Genomic DNA, 21,633 nt, shown 5'->3' on the forward strand with positions numbered 1-21,633 from the left:
CATTTCTATATTTCACTCTATCAAAGAGCATCTTGCACACCCTAGCATGGGATGGAGCAAGAGTTGAAATTATACTTTCTAACTATTTTATACCACCTACCCACTTGAAGGTGCGGTTCCAACGGATTTTCCCGTCCATAAGACCATAATCTGGATCGAGAGAAAGCCATACCATGAGGGGTTTTCCCACGATGTGATCTTCAGGAACAAATCCCCAGAATCGGGAGTCGGCAGAAAGGTCGCGATTATCGCCCATCATCCAGTAGTAGTCAAGCTTAAAGGTGTAGTTTGCAGCGACTTTGCCATTGATGAGGATTTTATCGCCTTTCACTTCCAACTTATTGCCCTCATAAACGGCAATACAGCGCTCATACAAGGGAAGATTTGCAAGCGACAACTGCACCGTTTCTCCTTTCTTAGGAATCCAGATGGGACCGTAATCGGAAGTGGTCCAATTCTTCGCCATATTGAGGGGGAAGAGCCAATGATTCCAACTAGGTTCTTTGCCTTCGATGGTGGCAATTTCGGGATGTTGCTCAAAATACTTGTAAAGCTGAGCTGTGAGTGGCATGCTGATGACTTGTCCCTCACCAGCACGAGAAAGATCTTCGCGAGTGACGCCATTTTCCTTCAAGAATTCCACACTGGGTGCTTGCTTGAAACGTACATTATATACAAGCTGCATGTTTTCAGGTCGCGCTTGCTTCTTGCCATTGACGTAGATATCGTTGTTTTTGATTTGCAAAGTTTGACCTGCCACCGCAACACAACGTTTGACATAGTTCTCACGTCGATCCACAGGACGGGAGATGATTTCCCCTATCTCGGTGCTTTGCTTTAAAATCTGCTGTCCAATGCTGTAGATCTTGGCGAAGGCTGCGCGTTGCTCTTGAGGAGAAAGCGAGTCGCTAGGCTCGTTGATGCCAAGTGCCTGCGCACCGGTGGAATAAACAAGCCCATAATAGTCTTGATTCTGGAAGTTGCTGGCTACTGTGTCACCCGAAGGATAGTTGAACACCACGATATCCCCAACTTCCACTCGTCCCAAACCTTTCACACGACGGTAGTCCCATTGTGGCCACTCGATATAACTCTTTCCACCTCCTAACCATGCAGGAAGATTGTGCTGAGTGAGTGGCATCGTGAGGGGAGTTTGTGGGATGCGCGGACCATAGCTCAACTTAGACACCAGGAGATAATCACCAGTCAACAACGTCTTCTCGAGCGAAGAAGAGGGGATGACAAAGTTTTGAAAGAAATATTGGTTGATAAAGTAGATGGCTACGAGTGCAAACACAATAGCATCTACCCAACTCATCACCATGCGCACGATGGGATCAGGACTATTGCGCCACCAACCCCAGTTGATTTTGCGGCTGATGTAGAGATCATAAATGAAGGGCACTACGAGAAGTCCCCACCATGAACCTACCCAAAGGAGGAAAAGAAGATAAAGCGCGGTGACCACTCCAAAGAGCGTCCATTGACGGCGCGTTGCTTTTGGCATTGTGAACATAAATCGAGGATTTATGATGGATAGAAATGATAAAGAATATAGAATCTTCGCCAGCGACATCGAGCATGCTACAAAAAACATTTTGCACGCTGCACAACACGCTAGGCAAGAATCACACGCTATATGCTAGAAGTTGAAAAGGTCATCAATAGTGAGCCAACCTTCGTGCTTAGCCACATATTCAGCAGCAAGAACAGCACCGAGGGCGAAGCCTTGACGCGAATGCGCATCGTGCGTGATGCGGATGCAATCGGCAGGAGAATCGTACTCGACAGTGTGAATACCAGGCACTTCGTCGCGGCGGATGGCATCAATGCGCAGTGTTTCGGGAGCATTTTCTTTGCTTCCCGTGACAGAGCCATCGGCTTCCAGCACTTCACCCTTCACCCAGGTCTTCTTGCGATCCATGCAATCCACGATTTGCTCTGCCAGCGTAATAGCAGTGCCAGAAGGAGCATCCAATTTGTGCACATGATGTGTCTCCGTCATCGTCACATCATAGTCGGGAAATTGGTTCATGATGTGAGCCAAATACTTATTCACCGCACCAAAAATGGCTACTCCGAGAGAGAAATTCGATGCCCAGAGCAGAGTTTTACCCTCGTTTGCGCAAGCGGCTTTGAGTTCTGTTTCGTGGGCAGCGAGCCAACCGGTGCTTCCACTCACCACTTTCACGCCTTGCGCCCAAGCCTTCTGGAGGTTGTCGTAAGCCGCGGTGGGATTGGTAAATTCGATGGCAACTTCCGCCGAGCGAAAAGCATCACTATCGAAGTCGTTGATATTATTCACATCGATAATAGACACGATTTCGTGACCGCGCTTCTTTGCGATGTCCTCAATCATGTGGCCCATTTTGCCATATCCTATGAGTGCTATCTTCATGATGATACTGAATTATCTGCTTTTTAATGATGGATTTAGGGACAAAAATACGGCTTTCTGCCGATTGTCGCAAATCTTTCTTTGATTTTAGACCGAATATCTACGTAAAAAACTCACGCAACACTTCCCAACTCTTCAACTCTGGTAGAGAGGGAATGTGCAAACGATAGTAGGTGAGAATCAGTTCTAAGATGCGATTGCGCTGCACTCGTGTGAGTCGAAAGAGATGCATCGTAGAAAAGTTCATGCGCAAAAGCTGCTCGAAAGCTCTAGCCTCATCCCCATATATATAATATACGTGCGCGGGCGCGCGAGAGGCGAACTCAGCTGCCATAAGGTCAAAGAAGGGCAATGAAGTGTCAGCAGTATTGGGAGAGATGCCCAAGAATTGCGCCAAACGCATGAGAAAGAGCAGGTGGAAATTGGCATATCCTTCTTCCGCGGTGTCCAACCATGTGAGGCTATGCAGGAGATAATCAAAAAACAGTTCACCGGACTGTTCATGGCGACAAACCTGCATCAGAAACTCCGCAAGAAAAAGCGTGAGCGTAGCTTTAATTGGAGAAGTATGTAGCGAACGCCAAGGTTGCGACACTCGTGCAGAGAGCGGTTTCATCAATTTGGCTCGAGGTTTCTCCTCCCACTCCACCTCCAACACTGCCATTGGTTGAAAGATGGTATGTCTTATTTTAGCGCGCGGCGCATGAGAAATTCGCACGACAAAGGAAATTCTGCCATGATTTCGCGCCAGACCTTCCACAATAAGTTGGTCGTCGCGATGTCGAAGTGTGTGGAAAATGAGTATTTCGTCGTGGATAATCATATTTTTCTTCGTCATTCACCCTCAAAAGGGCATTTTTTTCAGTCCAGACAAAGTTACGTTGAAAAGTTGATTTGGGCGAAAATCCCAGAGAAAAAGGGGTGATTTAGGGCAAAAATCGAGGAAAATGAGGAAAAATCGACGAAAAACGAAAAAAAATCAGAGAAAGACTTGGTTGTTTCAGAAAAAGTCTCTACCTTTGCATCGCAATCGGGAAACAACGGCACACTACAAGATGCGACGCTGACCCAAACGCACGGTCCCTTCGTCTATCGGTTAGGACGAGAGATTTTCATTCTCTAAAGAGGAGTTCGACTCTCCTAGGGACTACCAAGTAATCGAAGTGGGGAGTTCTGCAAAGAATTCCCCAATTCTTTTACGTTCGCAATGGCTACGTCTGAAGCAGCACCGTCGTGAGACGTTCTAAATTCCTCCTGCTGAAGAGTGCCGGCAGTCAATTCTAAGTTTTAATCAATCAAACAACTCCATTTCACATGGCAAACCACAAATCATCGGTAAAGAGAATTCGTCAGACCGCCACTCGTCGCTTGCACAATCGTTACTACGCTAAGACTATGCGTAACGCAGTTCGCAAGCTCCGCGCTACTACCGACAAAGCTGTAGCAGTTGAACTTCTTCCTAAAGTACAGAAGATGCTCGATAAGCTCGCTAAGACGAACATCATCCACAAGAACAAGGCCGCTAACATCAAGTCTAGCCTCATGATTCACGTGAGCAAATTGGCTTAAGTTGCCGACTTCTTCAATAGAATTAGAAAGCCACTCCTTTTGGGAGTGGCTTTTTTTGTTTTTATCTCTCAAGATTTCAGACACACTGAGGTTTTTTGGAATATATCTTGCCTCACAAGAAAGCTATTTCATCTCACAGGACACAACTCTCATCTCACAAGATACATATTGAACCCCAATCGGTCATTAGACCCTGAACATATTTCATCATCTAATAACCGATTTGGCTTTAATTCTCAGAAGGAGTTTATATCACCTCTCAAAAAAGACGGATTTCCTCCTCACGCCTACTTTATAAATCGCGTAGCTGCTTGAGAAATCTGTTCCCGAATGTAATCTTCCAACTCGGGAGCATCGACAATTTCAATATCTTCGAGGAGCCCCATCACAAAACGCCCCACACCTTTCATCGAACAGAACTCATCTTCCCACAACCAATGTGAGTCGTCTTCTTGCGTCAAGCGACGCTCAGCTTGCGGGTACTCATCGAGCAGCACACTCTTTGCCAGCACCCCAAGACGCAACGCCACCCTTGTGGTACATTCTCCAGAGAAGTGAAACAAATCAACCAACAGCGGACGATGCTCCTCACGATAACTCCAACGCAAATCCACCAGCTCCACCTCTTCCGCTCGGGAGAGGTTAAAGGTTTTGTTCGTGCGCGTACTGATTTCAAAGCACCGCACATCACGATTGCCCGGCAAGAAAGCATAAGGCTCCACATAGCGATCCCTCTTTTGACTGCGCGAAGAACGGTAACCACGCAGCACCACAATGCGTTCCCCCTCGATGGCTTCAAACATCGTGCGAATGTTGCGCCCCGTCACTTCGTCCACATCGGGAGGAATAAACAAGTTCTCACTCGTGGAACGCTCCAATTTCTCGCGCAGCAAACGCGCCTGCACCGAACTATTCGGCACAGCAGTAAGAATCTGTCGAAGCGTGAGCACCTCATCGGACGTAAAGTGCAAAAACGATGTTACGCGTTTAAGAAAAGGAGCATCAGCGCGCAAACGATAACTATGACTCTGCCGCTCGAGGGTCAAGCCCACTCGCGGAAAAGTCTCCAACAATCGATACACCCTTCTGGGATGCAGGCGACTGCGTTCTGCCATTTGAGCCACGGTCAAAAACTGACCCTCAGCCAAAATCTCCACTAATTGCAAAGCACGAGTAAGGGATTCATATTCCATAGCAAGCGAAAAAGAGTAACATGACCATCACAAAGAGCTATACCTCCATCAGGCAGTGCCCCACCGCACGAAGGATTCGGCAAAATAAGCTAAAAAAAATGCAGATAACTCCGTTGTTCCTTCATTTTACACAGAGTAGAAATTAAAACAAAAGCGAAAGCCGACATAGCATAAGCACTACAAAGCTACGAAAAAAGAATGAAAATCAAGAGATTGTACCTACAAAAGCGGAGTATCTCGGCAGAAAATCGTATCTTTGTAGCGTGTAAAGCACGACAATGAGCAAACGGACGAGACAACAATGGTGTTGCGCAGTTCTAGGTCAGCCACAGAAGCTCCATGTTTTTTTGGAGAAATGACGACTCTTGCGCAGGATTGATTGGAATCAATATGGCTAACGCGCCCCATCGCTTATTGTTGTTCTCAAGTTTGGTGTTTTTTCTTCCAGAGCAGAGCCAGGTTGCAGTGCTCCCCTCCCCCACTCGGCGGAGAATGTTTGGGTGAAATCGGAGATCATACGCTCCGACATTTTTTTCTTATGGAAAAACACCGCAGTTTCTCATTTTTTATCCCCTTTATTCCTTGAAAAGTTTTTCAGAACTCGGTTTGCGAGAAGAACTCCTCACCGCGATTAGCGAGATGGGCTACGAAAACCCCACTCCCGTCCAAGAGGCTGTGATTCCCGTCCTCCTCCACACCCCCTCATTCCCAAATACACTTACTCCTGCTGCCAACGACAGCGAACCCACTGCCAACGATGCCCCCATGGACACCGAAGCAGCACCAGTGCTCAACGCTGAAAGTGCAGATGCCACAGACAGCTTTGAAGAAAGCATCGAAGCCGTAACAGACAGGGTTACCGATGCCGACTCCAACACCGATGTCCCAACCGAAAGCAATCGTCACCGCGACGTCATCGCTTTGGCACAAACTGGCACAGGTAAGACCGCTGCTTATGGTCTTCCCGTGTTGCAAAACATCAACCCCAAAGACCGCACCACCCAAGTCGTCATCCTCAGCCCCACACGCGAACTCTGCCTGCAAATTGCGGATGATTTGAAGGATTACAGCCGCTACATTGATGGTCTCCACGTCGTAGCCGTTTATGGGGGTACAAATATCGAAGGACAAATCCGTCAACTCAAGAAGGGTTGTCAAATCATTGTTGCCACTCCTGGTCGTCTCATCGACTTGATGCACCGCAAGGTGGCACAGCTCCACAGCGTGCGCAACATCGTCCTCGACGAAGCCGACGAAATGCTCAATATGGGCTTCACCGACAGCATCGACGAAATCCTTGCCGCCCTCCCCGAAGAGCGTCAGACACTCCTCTTCTCTGCCACCATGGGACCAGAGATAGAGCGCATCGCCAAGAGCTATCTCAAAGACTACCAAGAGATTGTAGTCGGAAGCCGCAACGAAGGTGCTGAACACGTGAATCACACCTACTATCTCGTCAAGGCACAAGACAAATATGCAGCTCTCAAGCGCATTGTCGACTACTATCCTCGCATCTATGGCATCATTTTCTGCCGCACACGCCTCGAAACCCAAGAGGTTGCCAACCAGCTCATCAAAGATGGTTATAGCGCAGAAGCGCTGCACGGCGATTTGGCACAAGCCCAACGCGACTTGACGATGCAGAAGTTTCGCCAACACCGCACCCAACTCCTTGTGGCTACCGACGTTGCGGCTCGTGGACTCGATGTCAACGAACTCACCCACGTCATCAACTACGGTTTGCCCGATGATGTCGAAAACTACACCCACCGCTCTGGCCGCACCGGTCGTGCTGGCAAACGAGGTACGTCTATCTCCATCATCCACATCCGAGAAAAAGGGAAAGTGCGCCTCATCGAACGCGTCATTGGCAAGAAGTTTGAAGTCGGCATCCTCCCCGAACCTCAAGAGATTTGCAGCAAGCAACTCTATAAAGTCATCGACGAACTCGAACATACCGAGGTAGACGAAGAGCAAATTGCACCTTTCCTCCTCGAAGTGATGCACAAACTTGAGTGGTTGAGCAAGGAAGAACTCGTGAAGCGTCTTGTGCAAAACGAGTTTGGTCGCTTCCTCTCCTACTATGCCAACGCACCCGAAATCGTGCAGCCCACCGACCGTCCCGACAAAAAGGGAGAAGCCGCTGCAGAACGTCGTGCACAGCGCAAAGAGCGCGCCAAACAAGGTGGCGGCGTGCAAGAAGCAGAAGAAGGCTACAAGCGTCTCTTCCTCAATTTTGGTAAGAAAGACAACTTCTTCGCACGTGAAATCATCAACCTCGTCAATCGCTATGTCAAGGGTAAAGTGGAGATTGGTCGCATCGACCTCCTGCCCACTTGTTCCTTCTTTGAAGTGCCCGAGGACGATGCCGAATTGGTGAAGGCTAAGATGGCGAAAGCCAAGGTAGGCGAACGTCGTGTGGTGGTAGATGATGCCGACCGCTGCGATGCCGACACCAGCCAACGTCTGCGTGGTCGCGATGGCAAGCGTGGCAAGTCCAACCGCGGTTATGAAAAATCAGACCGCAGTTACGAAAAGTCTGATCGAAGTCGCGAGAAATCCAATCGCTATTCCGATCGTGGTGCCAATTCTTATGGAAAAGGCAGCCGCAAGTCCGACCGCGGTGGTTACGACGCGAAGCCCTCACGCAAAAAACAAGGTAAGGGTGGCTACGAGTCTTCCAACAACCGTCAGGACAGTCAATACAAAAAAGACGACTGGATGCAATTTTTCGGTCGATAACTCCTAACAAAGTGGTGAATTTGCTTCGGCATTTTCACCACTTTGATGCTTTTCCGCACGACCTCTCAGCACAAGCCACCCACAAAAGTAGGTACGCTTTGCACCCTTATCTCACAAAAGTAGGTATGTAGAACGCCTAAAAGTCACTCAAAATAGACATTTCACACCACCGGTGCCCTAGCGATTCGGCACATCTCCACAGAAAGACATCAATAAAATGATGATACTTCATCCCCATCGCCCCGTTTTACGCCCCCTTTTGCCACTCTCAAATAGCAAAATACCGCAATAGTTAAGTTTTTACTCATTAGAACTAATGATTTCACCTTAGCACACGGGAGTCATTACACAAAATCACTGCAAATGAGTATTGTGCAAGGTGCAAAAAGTCCCTACCTTTGCAGTGCAATCTGATAGCAAGGCCGCTTGGTTCATATCAAGCCTGTTGCCCGTCAGAGTAAGAATTTAAATTGTTATGTCTATGTTCGAAAGATGGCCGTCTTCAGTGGAAGATGGCTACTTTCGTTTTTAAGCCAAATCGGTCATTAGACCGTAAAAGTGTTTCTGGTAATGGAAAAGATGACAGGAAGCTAGATTTTCTATAACGAGTAGTACTATTCCTTCTAATGACCTTTTCGAGTTTAGTTCGCGCACGCCACGTTAAGTGGTGGAACTAGTAATTTCACAACAGAAATTGCGCGAAAAGATACAAAATTCTTGTTCCTGTGACTAGGAATCATTATTTTTGCAACTATAGTAGTGCGTTTCCCTCGCGAAACGTCACATTTTTTCCGTGCGTTCTCACCGACTCCGATCCTCATTGCTTATTTTGATGGTCTACACCCTTGAGAAACACGGCTCATTCACCCTTTACCTCCCACAACACACGCATGAAAAAATTACTCTGCACCCTCGCTTTACTGTCGGCTTTCGGCACTAGTTTCGCACAACGCTTTAACCTCGAAGGAAAAGCTTCACCGAATGTAAAGACCGTATATTATAAAAATCTTCAAGGTTCAGGCATTGATTCACTTAAGGTGGATGCCAACGGACAATTTTCCCTCTCTGGCACCGCAGACAACAAACCCTTTGTCCTTATCACCGAAAAAGAAGGATTTGACAACGCCATCGCTGTTGTGCTCAATGGAGATGTTAGAGTAGACCTCCCCAGCAGCACCGTAAGCGGTACTTCGGAAAACCATCTCCTCAACGAAGCGCAACGCAAAATCACCCCTATCGTGCCCCAAGTGTTGGGTTACACACGCGAACTCATGGCACTCAAGCAGGCAGGAAAGACCGAAACTCCTGAGTTCAACAAACTCTATGAGCAATATCTCCAAGATCTCGGCAAAATCTCTTCCATCGTGAAGCAAAGCGTCAAGGACCATCCCGAAGGACTCTACAACGCTGCCCTCGTCTACCAATATCTCGGTGTGATGGAAGAGAGCGACATCAAAGAACTCATGGCTGGTAAACCTGCTTGCTTTGAGACCGACTTGCTCAAACCCATCATGACGCAACTCAACAAGGAAGCTGAACTCGAAGCTCTCCGCGCTCCTGGCAAGGACTTCACCGACTTCAAGATGGCTACTCCCACAGGTGCTGTGAAATCGCTTTCTAGCTTTGTCAAGAAAAATAAGCTCACCCTCGTTGACTTCTGGGCATCATGGTGCGGACCTTGCCGCAGAGAAATGCCCCACGTGAAAAAACTCTATGCAGACTTCCACAGCAAGGGCTTGGAAATCGTAGGTGTGAGCTTCGACGAAAGCAAAGAAGCTTGGACGGGTGCCATCGCTAGCATGGGACTCAAGTGGCCCCAACTCTCCGACCTCAAAGGCTGGCAAAACGAAGCAGGACAGCTCTATGGCATCCGCAGCATCCCTGCTACGCTCTTGATCGACAAACAAGGTAAAATCGTGGCTTTCGGTCTGCGTGGTGCAGAACTCGAAGCTAAGGTGGCTGAACTCCTCAAATAATCTTGAGAGCCACTTTTCTGATTTCACTAGTTGAACGCTCATTCTTCTCGCTAGAACGACAGACAACTTCTCATTCATCCCACTAAAACTACAAGATGAGACATAAACTCACCCTTCTCTTGCTCACCTTCATCGCCGGCGTGCTCTCCGTAGCAGCACAGGTGAGCTTCAGCGTGTCTTACAAGCGCGTTAGCCCCACTGAAATTGACATTGTCTTCACAGGCAAAATGGAAAAAGGTTGGCACGTTTATGGCGCGAACATCGGTCCTGGTGGTCCCACTGCTGCCACTTTCGGCACAGACAACCTCAAAGGTGTTCGTCTCGTAGGCAAAATCAAAGAAGGTCCTGGTTTGAAGCACAAACAAGACCCCATCTTCGAAATGCCCGTCACCTACTTCGAAGGCACTGCGCAGTTCACCCAGCGTGTGGAACTCCTCGAAAAGGACTACAGCCTCAAAGGCTATCTCAAATATGGCGCCTGCAACGACGAAAATTGCTTGCCTCCCACCAGCGTAGACTGCTCCGTGAAAGGCACTGACGGTCCTGCGAAGGCTGCCGATGCTGATAAAAAAAAAGCAACAGAAGAGGAAGTAGCAGCAACAAAAGCCGCTGATGTCGATCCCATCGACGGTCTTGTAGACACCATCGCTGCAACTGGAGAAAGTGCAGAACAGACACCAGCATTGTCTGCCAACGAAGCTAGTGTAGCCGAACTCGACAGCGCTACGCTCCGCAAACTCTACGAGCCCTCTATCGAAGCGCTCAAGGCTTTTGGTGATGGCAATCACTTGAACCAAAGCCTTTGGGTCATCTTCGGACTCGGATTCATCGGCGGTCTCATAGCACTTGCCACTCCCTGCGTGTGGCCCATCATCCCCATGACGGTGAGCTTCTTCCTCAAGCGCAGTGGCGATCGTCGCAAAGCCCTTCGCGATGCCTTCACCTATGGTCTCTCCATTGTGATCATCTACGTGGCTCTTGGTGTCATCGTGACTTCCATCTTCGGAGCCTCAGCTTTGAACGACCTCTCCACCAATGCCATCTTCAATCTTCTCTTCTTCGCCATGCTCGTAGCCTTTGGTGCTTCGTTCTTAGGCGGATTTGAGATTACCCTCCCCTCCAAGTGGAACAACGCCATCGACTCTAAGGCTTCCAGCACCACCGGTTTGCTGAGTATCTTCCTCATGGCGTTCACCTTGGCTTTGGTGAGCTTCTCTTGCACCGGTCCCATCATTGGATTCCTCCTCGTGGGTGTCAGCACCTCTGGCGGTGGAGTACTCGCTCCCACCATCGGTATGCTCGGTTTCGCCATCGCATTGGCACTCCCCTTCACCCTCTTCGCCCTCTTCCCCACCCTCTTGAAGAAGACCAGCCGTGGCGGTTCGTGGATGAACAAGATCAAAGTGACCCTCGGGTTCTTGGAATTGGCGTTCGCTCTCAAATTCTTCTCCGTAGCTGACTTGGCTTACGGTTGGCGTTTGCTCGATCGCGAAACCTTCCTTGCCCTTTGGATTGCCCTCTTCGCCCTCTTGGCTTGCTATCTCTTCGGATTTATCAAGTTCCCCCACGACGATGAAACAGAGCGAAAGACTAGCGTACCTTCCTTCTTCCTGGGCATCGCCTCTCTCGCCTTCGCCATCTACATGATTCCAGGGCTCTGGGGTGCGCCCACCAAGGCTGTCAGCGCCTTTGCTCCTCCCATGAGCACACAGGATTTCAACCTTGATGTGGTGAAGGTAGAAGCCAAATTCACCGACTACGAAAAGGGTATGGCTTATGCTCGCCAAACGGGCAAACCTGTGCTCCTTGACTTCACCGGTTTTGGCTGTGTCAACTGCCGCAAGATGGAGACCGCTGTGTGGCGCGATGCTCGAGTGCGCGACCTCATCAACAAGGACTATGTGCTCATCTCACTCTATGTCGACGACAAGACGGCACTTCCTGCGCCCATCGAAGTAGAAGAAAATGGTAAAATCACCACGCTCCGCACTGTGGGTGACCGTTGGAGCTATCTCCAACGCAACAAGTTTGGTGCGAATGCCCAACCCTTCTACATTGTCCTCGATGGTGAAGGTCAGCCCTTAGGTCCTAGCCGTAGCTATAACGAGAATATCTCGGAATATGTAGACTTCCTCAACAACGGCATCAAAGCCTACCAAAAGACGGCAGAATAGCGTCCGTCTACTCTTTCCCTTCGAATATATCAGATTGAGTTTGTTTCCCCCATGATTGGACTTTTCCAGTCATGGGGGATTTTTCTGCCCTCTTCCCTAGAATTTTCCACTTTCTAAACCCCAATCGGTCATTTCCTGCACTTTGGCTGCCCCTTTGCCTTCCTACTGCCTGCCTCGTCTATCATCCCCCCTAAACATATAGGGGTAGATATGTCCCCAAAGTGAGAAAAATCGGCAAAAAAGTGACGAAAAAATTTTGAGCACAATCGATATTGCAATATCTACTTACCAAAATAAAAACTAAAGTAACACTTTATCGTGCATCAAGTGGTCAAGCTCTGCATCTAACTACTTTCTCCCCAAAACGTAGTTTGGCGAAATGCGTTGCTCACGTGCGCACGTACGCGCGCCTTCCCTGGGATTTTGAACAAAAAACCTTCACAACCTTCACACCACCGCTCCCAAACCTCGGATTTTAGATTTCTCAACACTCCTATCATTTCCCCCTCTATTTCACCCCAAAAATGGGCAGAAAAGGACTACTTCTAGCTCACACTGTTAAAAAACGTCCGAAAACTACTTGTATATCACTAGCTATAAGGAAGTTACAAAGATTTCTGTGAAGGTTGTGAAAGCAAAAAGTGAGAAATTGCTGTAGTGTGCGCGCACGCGTACGCGCGAGAGAGTGATTTTCACAAATCGTCAGATTCTGTCTTTTACTCCCTGTCTTTACCCTGCTCCAAAACGTCGGAGATTTTTGAAATTTCGTGGGAGATTTCTCAAAAAACGTGGGAGATTTTCCAAATTTTCTCCGACGTTTTTCAGAAAACGTTGGAGTTTTTCTTCATTATCTCCAACAGTTTGACGCCATGTTTCGAGAAAATCTCCTAACCATGTTGATGTCCCTTAGTCTCTCCACCTAGATGTTCTGCGCTGATTCTTTCTAAAAAAAAGAGCAAGACAATCATTATTTAAGCTGAAAAGATTATCTTTGCCTTGGAGACTTTATCACTCAACCATAAATCAGCACTACGTGTTGTACTCCTTTACTATAATCCGCAAAACGAAAAGTTGCATCGAAGGAAAACGAAAAGTTGCTTGTCTGAAAACGAAGCGTATCCTTAAAATCTCCACCCCATACGATATTACAATGCCCCTCTGCTGTCATTACAACGGCATAGGGGCATTATTACAATGACATTAAGCTAGACCACTAGCTGACCATCATAAGTATGTCACGGAGCAAAAAAAAGCCACTCACGAATGAGTGGCTAGTGAGGTATGACTACCTCGGAGACGTTTAAATTCACACCCCAAAACTGGGGTGATGCAAGATGCTAGCATCTTACACCGCGAAAATATAAAATCTCCAAGAGGTGACCAAATTAAATTGCTACTTTTTTTCCCAACGTACGATAACTTCACCCCCTAATGCCTTAAGCACACCAAATAGAGTATGCAAACTGAGGGATGTGTCTTCCGCTTCTATACGTCGGATAGCGGTTGTACTTACTTTTTTACCAGTCTGTTGTCGAAGTATCTCACTAAGAGCTGTGACGGTCATCTCCTTATCGATGCGGATAGTTTGAAGCAAAGTACAAAACTCCTCATTACTAGTTACTATTTGCTCTTTTTTCATTGGGTCTCTCGCTTTGACTAAAGTAAAATGAGGGGAGCGGTTTTTTCAAGTCGCTCCCCAGTTAGTTTTGATTAGGCTTCTACGATTACGACTTCTCCGTCCTCTTCGTAACCTTCGAGCGTCCAGATGTCCCACTCAGCTGCCTTGTTGCCCTCAGCGAAACCGAAGAACTCGATAGGAGCAACTGCTTCAAAGGCTGGATTACCGAGCTTGTCAGCCATCGCCTTGACGATTTGGGTGAGCTCATCATCTTGGTAGATGACTGCAGAATCACCATTGTGAGCTGCAGTGGAGAGCTCGCTGCGAGTCACGAGACCAAACTTAGCAGCCTTTTCTGCTGCTTCCTCGTCGCCAGTGACTTCGAGGACCACTTGGGAAAGGATAGCCTTAGCTGCATCGCTCATAGCAACAACTTCGAGGCTAGCAGCTTCAGCCCAACCTTCGGTATTGGCTTGTGAGTTAGCTGCAACGAATTGAGGAAAATCGAGAAGAGATTTAGTAAACATGATGATAAATGTTTTGAGGTGAATAAATAAACGTCTTGTGCAACCTTGGGGTGTTACCCGTTCGATTACATTGCAAAGATATGGCAAGACTTTGATACCGCAAAATTTTACGCCCCTATTTTTCGCGAAACTATTAGATTTAACACAGTTGTCACTTGTTTTCCTCCCGAGCTTAACAGAATAACAACAAAAAAAGGAGGGCTACCTACTAGGCAGTCCTCCTTGCTCGTTGGGGCTGGATTATCTATCGGGGTTGATTATCCTGTCAAGATACCCCAAATGGTCGAGTACATCCTCTATGATGTAATCCCACACCGCCTCTGGATTATGGCGGAAGGCATTGCAAGGCTCTCCATCCTCGTCCTCATAATCGTGCTCGAAATCAGGCATAAACTCATCGGTATACTCCTCTAAGAAGCTAGCGTAGAAATCAGCTGCAGCGTAGAGCTCTGGAGCTCTGAGCACCTTAAGAACAAGGTCTACTTGGAGTTGGCGAGCAAAGGAGTACTGAGCGTCGCGGGTCACAAAAGTACGGTTGTAAACGGTAAGCATAATGCATTGAAAATTTGAATGTTAAACGTCTTTCCACTACTCTAGGGGCTTCCCCTTGGTGGCAGTGCAAAGATGCGTACTAATGGTGGGACACGCAAGTTCATTCGCGGAATAAATAAACTGAATAGCAACTACTTAGCTTAGTATAAGAGTTCTGCACGCCATATTAAGAGATGTATGGAGAGTGAGGGCGAGAATCCTGCCAAACTCTGAGGGTTAGGACACCTTGGCAAGCATGATATCTGTGTAGCCAGCAGTGTAGTTAAGCGCAACAACATGCTCGTGGCGGACGGCATCTACAAAGGGGTTACCCAGCGATGGATTACGTCCCAGCCAGTCACATAGCTCAAAAATCTGAGACTTGCTGCTCGTAAAGTAGACAAAGCGGTGACCATTGAGGAGTGTGAGCACATCTAGATAATCAGAGAGCGACCACGACATATTATAAGTAGTGGTATCAGTGGAGAGATATGGAGGGTCGAGCAAAAAAATAGCGCGAGGATTATCCTTGTATTGCTCAAAGAGCTCGCGATAGTCGACTGATGCTATCTCTATGCCATCAAGATAGCCCTCAGCAGAGTAATCACTACGTCGCACGTTATTATAGAGCTGCTCGCGGATAAATCCATCTAAGGAGGTCGCATACTTGCTCGAGAAGAGGAGCGAGGACGAGAGCGTGATATAATCCACATATCCTTGCTTATCGGCTTGTTGCAGTATATCAAGGATAGTAAGGCGCGTCTCATCAGGGATGCGCGCGTGTCGAGCGACATTAGCCACAAGGGGGCGGATGCGTGCCAGTAGTGCGTTGGTTGTGGGGATAGCAGCAATGCGCTGGCGGTAGTTGTCGTAGTCGTTGTAGACCACCGTAGCATTGGGCTTAGCCACGCGCGTGGCATGGGAGAGGAGACCACTACCTCCAAAGAGGTCAACAAAGATAGCATCATCGGGTAGTGTGGCAAGCAGGTCGCGGTAGATGCGCAAGAAGTTGCGCTTTTGACCTTGAAAAGGGAGAGGAGCAGCATTGTACTGTTGCATTGATTTGAGATTTGATTAGATGAATAATAGTATTATAATGGCATCCTAATGCCGTTTGTATGCGAATGTTTTTGCGGAATGATGAGAATGTCGTATCTTTGCAATACTTCTCACATATCCTTTGAAATTAATAAAGCCTAGGCAGTGCTCACAAGACGAGGTTTACCCTCGGTCGCGTGTGCGCTGTCTAGGCGTTATAATTAAAGGAGTGTGAGAAGCCCTTTTATTATGCGACCGAGGGCTTTTTTTACCCCGTCGCTAAGATTGTGGTGTATCTGTTTTGTGGACTTGAGAATTATGCGTATATTCGCGACATCTCAATGAATATCTATATGAAACGATTACTACTCATGTTACTGACTGCGCCACTGCTCATGGCATGTGGCAGCGATAGCCCCGAGGTGAACAATCCCAAGGGCAAAATACTCCCCGACCAGCTGGTGCGCATTGAAGCAGCGCAAGGCGTGAAAGTCCGCGCAGCTGAGGCGGAGTACACCGAAGACGGCGAGCGTTTGCTCACGGCTCTTGAAGTAGCCAAGCAAGGGGTAATACTCGCAGGAACCTACTTCTACCAGCCCGACACCTCGCTCATTTGGCAGCCTTCCTACTATGTCCATGGTGAGCGTGCTTTTGGCGACAACATGCGAGACACTGTCTCCGCTACGCCTGCCCTCCTGATGTACAGCGAAGACATCCTCACGGCAAAAGGTTTATATCCGACTTTCCTCAAAGGCTACGATGTACTCGTCCTCGGTAAAGAGAAGCCTAATGCTCGCCTTAATGAGCATGGTTTTCGCGAGCGCGACACTATCGCCTACGTCCCCAACTCTGTGCTGCGTGAAGCCGAAAAGAAAATCTACAAGGCTTATGCTGACAGCAACTACACCGAGGTGTATCGCTTGTTCCACGAAGCCTATAAGTTCCGCCCCATCACTGGTAAGCAGTGGCAGCGTTTGAAAGCTGCAGGCAAGAACTAGTCCCTATTTTAATGCTCCGTTGGTCGCTCCACGTTATCGAAATGATGCGTGGGGCGATTTTTGTTTTCTACCATGCCAAGATGGCAAAGGTAAATTGCGTGTTCACCATACGACAGCCGTCTTGGATATCTTTGATAAAGCACCAAGCCACATCTCCCGTATGCGCAGCAAGCTGTCCTTGCATGAGGTGACCATTGCCGAGAGGAGTAATCACGATGCTATAGTTGGTATGCCCAATCGTATGATAGATGAGATACTCACCTTGTGACTTTCGCCAAACACGCGTAACCTTGCCCCATTGGGAGACTAAATTTCCATCTGCTCCAGCTCTCCCACACGCAACAACACTCGGAAATCCCATGTCCCCCTTAATCGTGAGCTTTCCATTTTTGATGAAAGTGTATTGCTCCGAAGAGAAGAAAGACATGATGCCATCACCAGCAATGGCGTTAAAGGGTTTGATGAGACCTTCAGTGTAAGTAGAAGAACTGATGTAAACACTCGTGTCGGGATTCCGAAAGATTTTGCTTATTAATTCTACCGACCAGCGATATGTACCCATTGGAAGATTCTCCAACTTGCAAACACCATTTCCACTATCTTGTAGCTCGCGAGAGGAGTAAGTGTAGGCGAAGAGAAAATCAGTGTAAACCCCATTAGATTGCCTTTTTTGCAGGACGACCTTTGTTTCTAATGCTCGAGCCCAGCCTCCAAACTCATAAGGGTTTCCACGTTCATCCTCACCTTCTCGGTAGTCTCCCATACATCGCACAGAAATAGCCACCTCACCGCGTCCATAGGGAGAACTAATCGTAAAGGTTCTTCTACCAGTCTCAATTCCATCTCCATGCACATTGATGGTCTCTGAACTGATATAAACCGTGTGCTGTGATTTCCCAACCAGCTCGCTTACATTGCATCGCTGTCCTCGGGTAAACTCCGTCAGCACTTGTCCATCTTCTCCACGTGTCACGAGTGACCCCGTGCCATTGAATTCGAGGTCACCGATGTGTCCGCTGCCGTCGAAGTTGAAGGCAACCGACTCCGCCTCTTCGGAAGTGCCAAAGTTTTTCACCCCAAGCGCAAGCGCAGGGCGTGGAGCATTGCCCACCTTGACCGAACGCAGACCATTGAAGTAAGCCGCCACATCGCCCACCGATGCACCTTTTTTGGGCGCATCGCGCATCTGGAGCATTGCCCCAAAGAGCAAGCCCCCCTCGATGCCTGCGCGCTGCTCAAACACCTGCTTGAGATAAGCCATGTGTGACTGCTCCCAAGCTAGGTCTGAGAGCTTTTTCCACGCGCTGTCTACCTGCGGAGTTGTCGTAGTGATACGCCCATTAGAAAAAGTTACGCGAGAGCGTGTCCATAAGTACTGCCCTTGTTGCCATGTGGGCATTGTCGTACTCCAACCCGAGGATGGAGCGGATGAGGCGGACGAGCTGGCAACATACTCAGTGACCACAGAGGACACTCCGACACCATCCTCTCCCTTATAATCGGCTTGCGCGCGCATCCAAGGGGTAGCAACCCCTCCCTCCTCCAATTTGGGAGCTGCGAAGTACACCTTACCCGTCAGACGCTGTCCGCCTTGATACCATGCACGCAGATAAGCATTCGTGTTACCGCTCTTATCGGCTGTAAAAGTCACAGCATATCGTTTCCAGCCATCGGAGAGACCTTCCTCTTCCACTTGTTTGGCTTCAAGAAAAGGTTTGTGCACTCCAATAGGCCAGACAACAAACCAACCGCAGTTTGCGCCTTTTGCATACACCGAGAATGTGTAAGTCCGTCCTGCAACAACCGAAAGATTCTGGTTGAGTTCGCCATAACTTTCATTTCGTCCTACGGCTGATGCCGACCACACATGTACCCCCGTGATGGGAGGAGTGACGATGCCTTCATAGTTGATGGAACCACCGTTGGTGGCGTTCTTATTCCACGAAATGAGTGTTTGAGGGAGGTGCGCATCGCGCAGCAGGTTGGGCTGTGGGGTGAGTCCATCTTTGCCATTCTGACCATCGACAAGTTGGTGTATGGTAAGTCTTGATTTGGCGTGTCGCATATTGAGGAGGGGGGGGAATTAGAACTAGAAGTCTAAGAAGAACTCGAAAGTCGTCCCAGAACCACTAGCAGTGAGTAGGTGGTCATTTTTGATGCGGATGGTGCGGTTGGCTGTTGTTGCGGTCTGTCCCGAGGAGGAAGAGTAGGTACGCTTGACCTCATTGCTCGAAATAGTCCATCCCACAAAGTCCGATTGAGATGGAGACCAAGTGTTATCCTTGGCATCTGCAGCCGTGAGACGGTAAAATCCTAAGGTCTTGCCCACGTAGAAGCCCTCCGCCATAGGCTTGTAACCTTGCCGAACGATAAGCTCGATAGGCAGTCCCATCGCATTACCACGACTAAGATGCGTGCCTTGCTTGGCATCAGGCAGAATATCATAGGGGTCAGTCGTGTCGAGTACACTCTGGATAGCCTCTGCCGTCTTGTTGTAGGTTGAGGAAGTGCTATCGGTGTCCTTGGCTATCAGCTTGATTGTGCCGATGTTGAGGATGGCATCAGAGCTTACCGTGATGGTCTTGCTTGTCCAATTGGCAAAGAGATTACCCGAGGGCAATCCACTACCTGCTGGAGCAGTCGCAGCCGTAATGGGATAGAACTGACCATTAACCCCTTGGATGTGCCAATCGTATTGTACGTTGGTTGTGTCCTCAGCACCACCGCGGAGCATCCGTCCCTCGAAGCGTAGCTGCTTGCTAGCACCGCCTTCGGTGACAAAGATATTGCCATCAAGAGGGAGTATCATAGCCATAATCATAGTGCCTGCATTTTCCACTTGCGACAGAGTGATCTCTGCTTGCAATTGGGTGCTCAGTCCCGTCGTTGGGTCGGTGTGTGCATACTCGCAGGTGACACGCGTGGTGGCAGTCGTCATATTTTGCCCAATGGTCAGCGCGTAGGGCGCAGTCGTAGCGATAGTCATGCCGTTTTGTCCACTTGTCACGCGTGAGCCATTGACATACCACGTGCAAGCTCCCTTGACTTGATTGCCCGATAGTCCAGGGATGCCAAGATGGGGAGTAATCACCTGTGCAGTCTTAGTGTAGTCAGGAAGGAAGGACACGGGGTCTTTGCTTTTGACTTGGGTGCTGCCTTGGGAGGTGGATAGGGTAAATGATACGGTTGTGCCATCGACCAACTGATGAAACGTGAGGCGCGATTTTGCTTGTATTGCCATAGTGATAGGGATTATAGGGATTGTTTGTGAGTTGATTCGGTTTCCCCGTTGGGGGTATATAGGGTGCAAATGAGCGTCGTTTGTCCTGCAAGATCATTGGTGGTGATTTCTATCTCTCGTGCGAGGTGAGCATGCTGGAGAGCCCAATAGTTATCATCTCCCTCACTCTCGCGTGTCCACTTAATGCGTGAGGGATGGACAGTGTCGGTGATGTCTACATTGTCCTCCTCGAGGACAGCGCGAAATGTCCCAACATAGCCTTGCCCAGCGCGATAAAATTGGCTACCACGCACGCAGTCAATGAAGAAACGCTGTACGGGCTTACCTGCAAATCGTACGGCATCGCTCCACGCTCCATGCTCACCCTTGCGTTGGCGAAGGTATTGGTCACCATCTTGAGCAGGCGCGTGCCAATCGGTCTTGCCGTCCTTGCTGTACTCTAGGTAGAGCCTACTGTCAGCAATCTTGCCATCTAGGTCATGTACCACATCGCTAAAGTCGCGCAGCTTGCCGTCTATCACCACCTTGCCCGTGAGGTAGACATTATCGGCAAATAGTCCGACCCCTGATATCTCACTGGGGTAGCCCAGCTCATGGAGGTTGTCTAGTTCTCCCTGCTGCATCGCCACGTGGCTCGCAAGGATGTCCCACTGATTGACCCCACGCAAGTAGCGCGTGTAGGTGCGCGTGTGGACGGCAAAGTGCTGACGCTCGGGGCGAGACACGGAGCCACGGCTGGCAAAGGTCATGTGAGGTTGAGGGTGATAGGTCGTGTTGGGGCGCAGCGAGTAGGTAAACCACTTGCGCTCGCTGTCCACTGTCTCCACCTTGAAATACGTGGTGGCGAAGCCTGCAAAGGTGAGGTTGAGCCGTCCATCGTCTGAGTCCTTGGTTGCGCCCCCTTGGGCTGTGGTGGCGTGATAAATGCCCGTGAGCAGGTCGCCCACCTCCACTGTGGCGAGTTCGCCCTCTTGGAGCTTGAGATAGACCTTGCCCACATCATCGGTGAGTCGCTCCACGCGCTCAATGATGCCAGCAGCTGGCGACTGCAGCTCGTAGCCTATGTGGACGTTGGTGCGATTGTAGCGCAGCTCGGGGACGTCTAGATGCTCATCGATGGCGAGGTCGCGCAAGTGAGCGCGTCCCTCAGCATCGACGTAGTAGGTAGGCAAAGCTCCAAACACTGCCCCCTCTTGCAGGTGGGCTTTGCCTTTTGCGGTCAATCCCTTATCATAGGTGATATGACCTTTTGCGGTGTCGTCTTGTGTCTTAGAGAGGTAATTGTCAAACTTGCTCCATATAGGAGAGGACTTATCCACATCTCCTGCCACATCTGCCCATCCAGCTCTAATCTTATAGGGCTGGCTGGATGAGTTTGACTCTTGCCCCTCTGCCCCCTCGTTGGGTTTGTCGCTGGTCGGGGCAGCAGCTAAGTAGAGGTAACCATCGTTGTCGGTCGTAAAGCGTTGTAATAGCGATAGATTGTTGTGCTTATGCCACTCTAATGGTGTGCCACTGCCGTCTGTCTGACCTGCGGAGTTGCCCATCGAGGTGACATGCCCTCCTCGCGTGCCTTGAGTGGCACGTGGGGTGAGGTGCTGGGTGAGGGTATAGACGTTAGACATTAG

General features: G+C 49.1%; 16 protein-coding genes and 1 tRNA gene. 6 read left to right on the plus strand and 11 right to left on the minus strand.

Going from position 1 to position 21,633, the window contains the following annotated elements:
* Positions 1-82: 82 nt before the first annotated feature.
* The 3 genes from BQ2633_RS05985 to recO form a co-directional block, all read right to left on the minus strand.
* Positions 83-1,507, minus strand: a complete 1,425-nt coding sequence (locus BQ2633_RS05985) for a S26 family signal peptidase (RefSeq protein ID WP_075567252.1) — start codon at positions 1,505-1,507, stop codon at positions 83-85.
* A gap of 135 nt (positions 1,508-1,642) precedes the next feature.
* Positions 1,643-2,398, minus strand: coding sequence for a 4-hydroxy-tetrahydrodipicolinate reductase (gene dapB / locus BQ2633_RS05990; protein WP_075565756.1), 756 nt, complete (start codon positions 2,396-2,398; stop codon positions 1,643-1,645).
* Positions 2,399-2,498: 100 nt separating this feature from the next.
* The gene (gene recO, locus BQ2633_RS05995) at positions 2,499-3,221 is read right to left on the minus strand and encodes a DNA repair protein RecO C-terminal domain-containing protein (protein WP_075567254.1); all 723 of its coding nucleotides are present in this window, start codon (positions 3,219-3,221) and stop codon (positions 2,499-2,501) included.
* Positions 3,222-3,476: 255 nt separating this feature from the next.
* Here recO and BQ2633_RS06000 point away from each other — a divergent pair.
* Together BQ2633_RS06000 and rpsT are read left to right on the plus strand one after the other, a co-directional pair.
* Positions 3,477-3,551, plus strand: a tRNA-Glu gene (locus BQ2633_RS06000).
* 161 nt (positions 3,552-3,712) lie between these two features.
* Positions 3,713-3,967: a 30S ribosomal protein S20 gene (rpsT, locus tag BQ2633_RS06005; protein ID WP_075565758.1), complete on the plus strand. Its 255-nt coding sequence runs from the start codon at positions 3,713-3,715 to the stop codon at positions 3,965-3,967.
* 287 nt (positions 3,968-4,254) lie between these two features.
* Here the strand turns inward: rpsT and BQ2633_RS06010 are convergent, their stop codons facing one another.
* Positions 4,255-5,160 carry a helix-turn-helix transcriptional regulator gene (locus BQ2633_RS06010; protein ID WP_075565759.1) on the minus strand — a complete coding sequence of 302 codons (906 nt, stop codon included), beginning with the start codon at positions 5,158-5,160 and terminating at the stop codon, positions 4,255-4,257.
* A gap of 582 nt (positions 5,161-5,742) precedes the next feature.
* Between BQ2633_RS06010 and BQ2633_RS06015 the strand changes: the two genes are divergently transcribed.
* The 3 genes from BQ2633_RS06015 to BQ2633_RS06025 all read left to right on the plus strand — a co-directional run bounded on the left by BQ2633_RS06015 (position 5,743) and on the right by BQ2633_RS06025 (position 12,052).
* Entirely contained in the window at positions 5,743-7,902 is a 2,160-nt protein-coding gene (locus BQ2633_RS06015) for a DEAD/DEAH box helicase (protein ID WP_075565761.1), read from the plus strand.
* Between the two features lie 890 nt (positions 7,903-8,792).
* The gene (locus BQ2633_RS06020) at positions 8,793-9,878 is read left to right on the plus strand and encodes a redoxin domain-containing protein (protein WP_075565763.1); all 1,086 of its coding nucleotides are present in this window, start codon (positions 8,793-8,795) and stop codon (positions 9,876-9,878) included.
* Positions 9,879-9,973: 95 nt separating this feature from the next.
* Positions 9,974-12,052: a protein-disulfide reductase DsbD family protein gene (locus BQ2633_RS06025; RefSeq protein ID WP_075565765.1), complete on the plus strand. Its 2,079-nt coding sequence runs from the start codon at positions 9,974-9,976 to the stop codon at positions 12,050-12,052.
* Positions 12,053-13,445: 1,393 nt separating this feature from the next.
* On the opposite strand, the gene BQ2633_RS06030 is transcribed toward BQ2633_RS06025, so the two are convergent.
* The 4 genes from BQ2633_RS06030 to BQ2633_RS06045 all read right to left on the minus strand — a co-directional run bounded on the left by BQ2633_RS06030 (position 13,446) and on the right by BQ2633_RS06045 (position 15,787).
* On the minus strand, positions 13,446-13,691 hold the full coding sequence (locus BQ2633_RS06030) for a hypothetical protein (protein WP_075565767.1): 246 nt from the start codon (positions 13,689-13,691) through the stop codon (positions 13,446-13,448).
* Between the two features lie 71 nt (positions 13,692-13,762).
* Positions 13,763-14,197: a hypothetical protein gene (locus BQ2633_RS06035; protein ID WP_075565768.1), complete on the minus strand. Its 435-nt coding sequence runs from the start codon at positions 14,195-14,197 to the stop codon at positions 13,763-13,765.
* A 240-nt stretch (positions 14,198-14,437) separates the two neighbouring features.
* Positions 14,438-14,749, minus strand: a complete 312-nt coding sequence (locus tag BQ2633_RS06040) for a hypothetical protein (RefSeq protein ID WP_075565770.1) — start codon at positions 14,747-14,749, stop codon at positions 14,438-14,440.
* Between the two features lie 216 nt (positions 14,750-14,965).
* Entirely contained in the window at positions 14,966-15,787 is an 822-nt protein-coding gene (locus BQ2633_RS06045; RefSeq protein WP_075565772.1) for a DNA adenine methylase, read from the minus strand.
* A 332-nt stretch (positions 15,788-16,119) separates the two neighbouring features.
* On the opposite strand from BQ2633_RS06045, the gene BQ2633_RS06050 reads away from it, so the two are divergent.
* Positions 16,120-16,764 (plus strand): hypothetical protein, encoded by a 645-nt coding sequence (locus BQ2633_RS06050; RefSeq protein ID WP_141700147.1) that lies wholly within the window; start codon positions 16,120-16,122, stop codon positions 16,762-16,764.
* 67 nt (positions 16,765-16,831) lie between these two features.
* Here the strand turns inward: BQ2633_RS06050 and BQ2633_RS06055 are convergent, their stop codons facing one another.
* The 3 genes from BQ2633_RS06055 to BQ2633_RS06065 are packed head-to-tail and all read right to left on the minus strand — an operon-like array spanning position 16,832 to position 21,630.
* Positions 16,832-18,829: a phage head spike fiber domain-containing protein gene (locus BQ2633_RS06055; RefSeq protein ID WP_075565776.1), complete on the minus strand. Its 1,998-nt coding sequence runs from the start codon at positions 18,827-18,829 to the stop codon at positions 16,832-16,834.
* Positions 18,830-18,853: 24 nt separating this feature from the next.
* On the minus strand, positions 18,854-20,005 hold the full coding sequence (locus BQ2633_RS06060) for a hypothetical protein (RefSeq protein ID WP_075565777.1): 1,152 nt from the start codon (positions 20,003-20,005) through the stop codon (positions 18,854-18,856).
* 11 nt (positions 20,006-20,016) lie between these two features.
* On the minus strand, positions 20,017-21,630 hold the full coding sequence (locus BQ2633_RS06065) for a hypothetical protein (protein ID WP_075565779.1): 1,614 nt from the start codon (positions 21,628-21,630) through the stop codon (positions 20,017-20,019).
* Positions 21,631-21,633 lie beyond the last annotated feature (3 nt).

The organism is Ihuprevotella massiliensis, assembly GCA_900095835.1.
GTDB lineage: Bacteria > Bacteroidota > Bacteroidia > Bacteroidales > Bacteroidaceae > Alloprevotella > Alloprevotella massiliensis.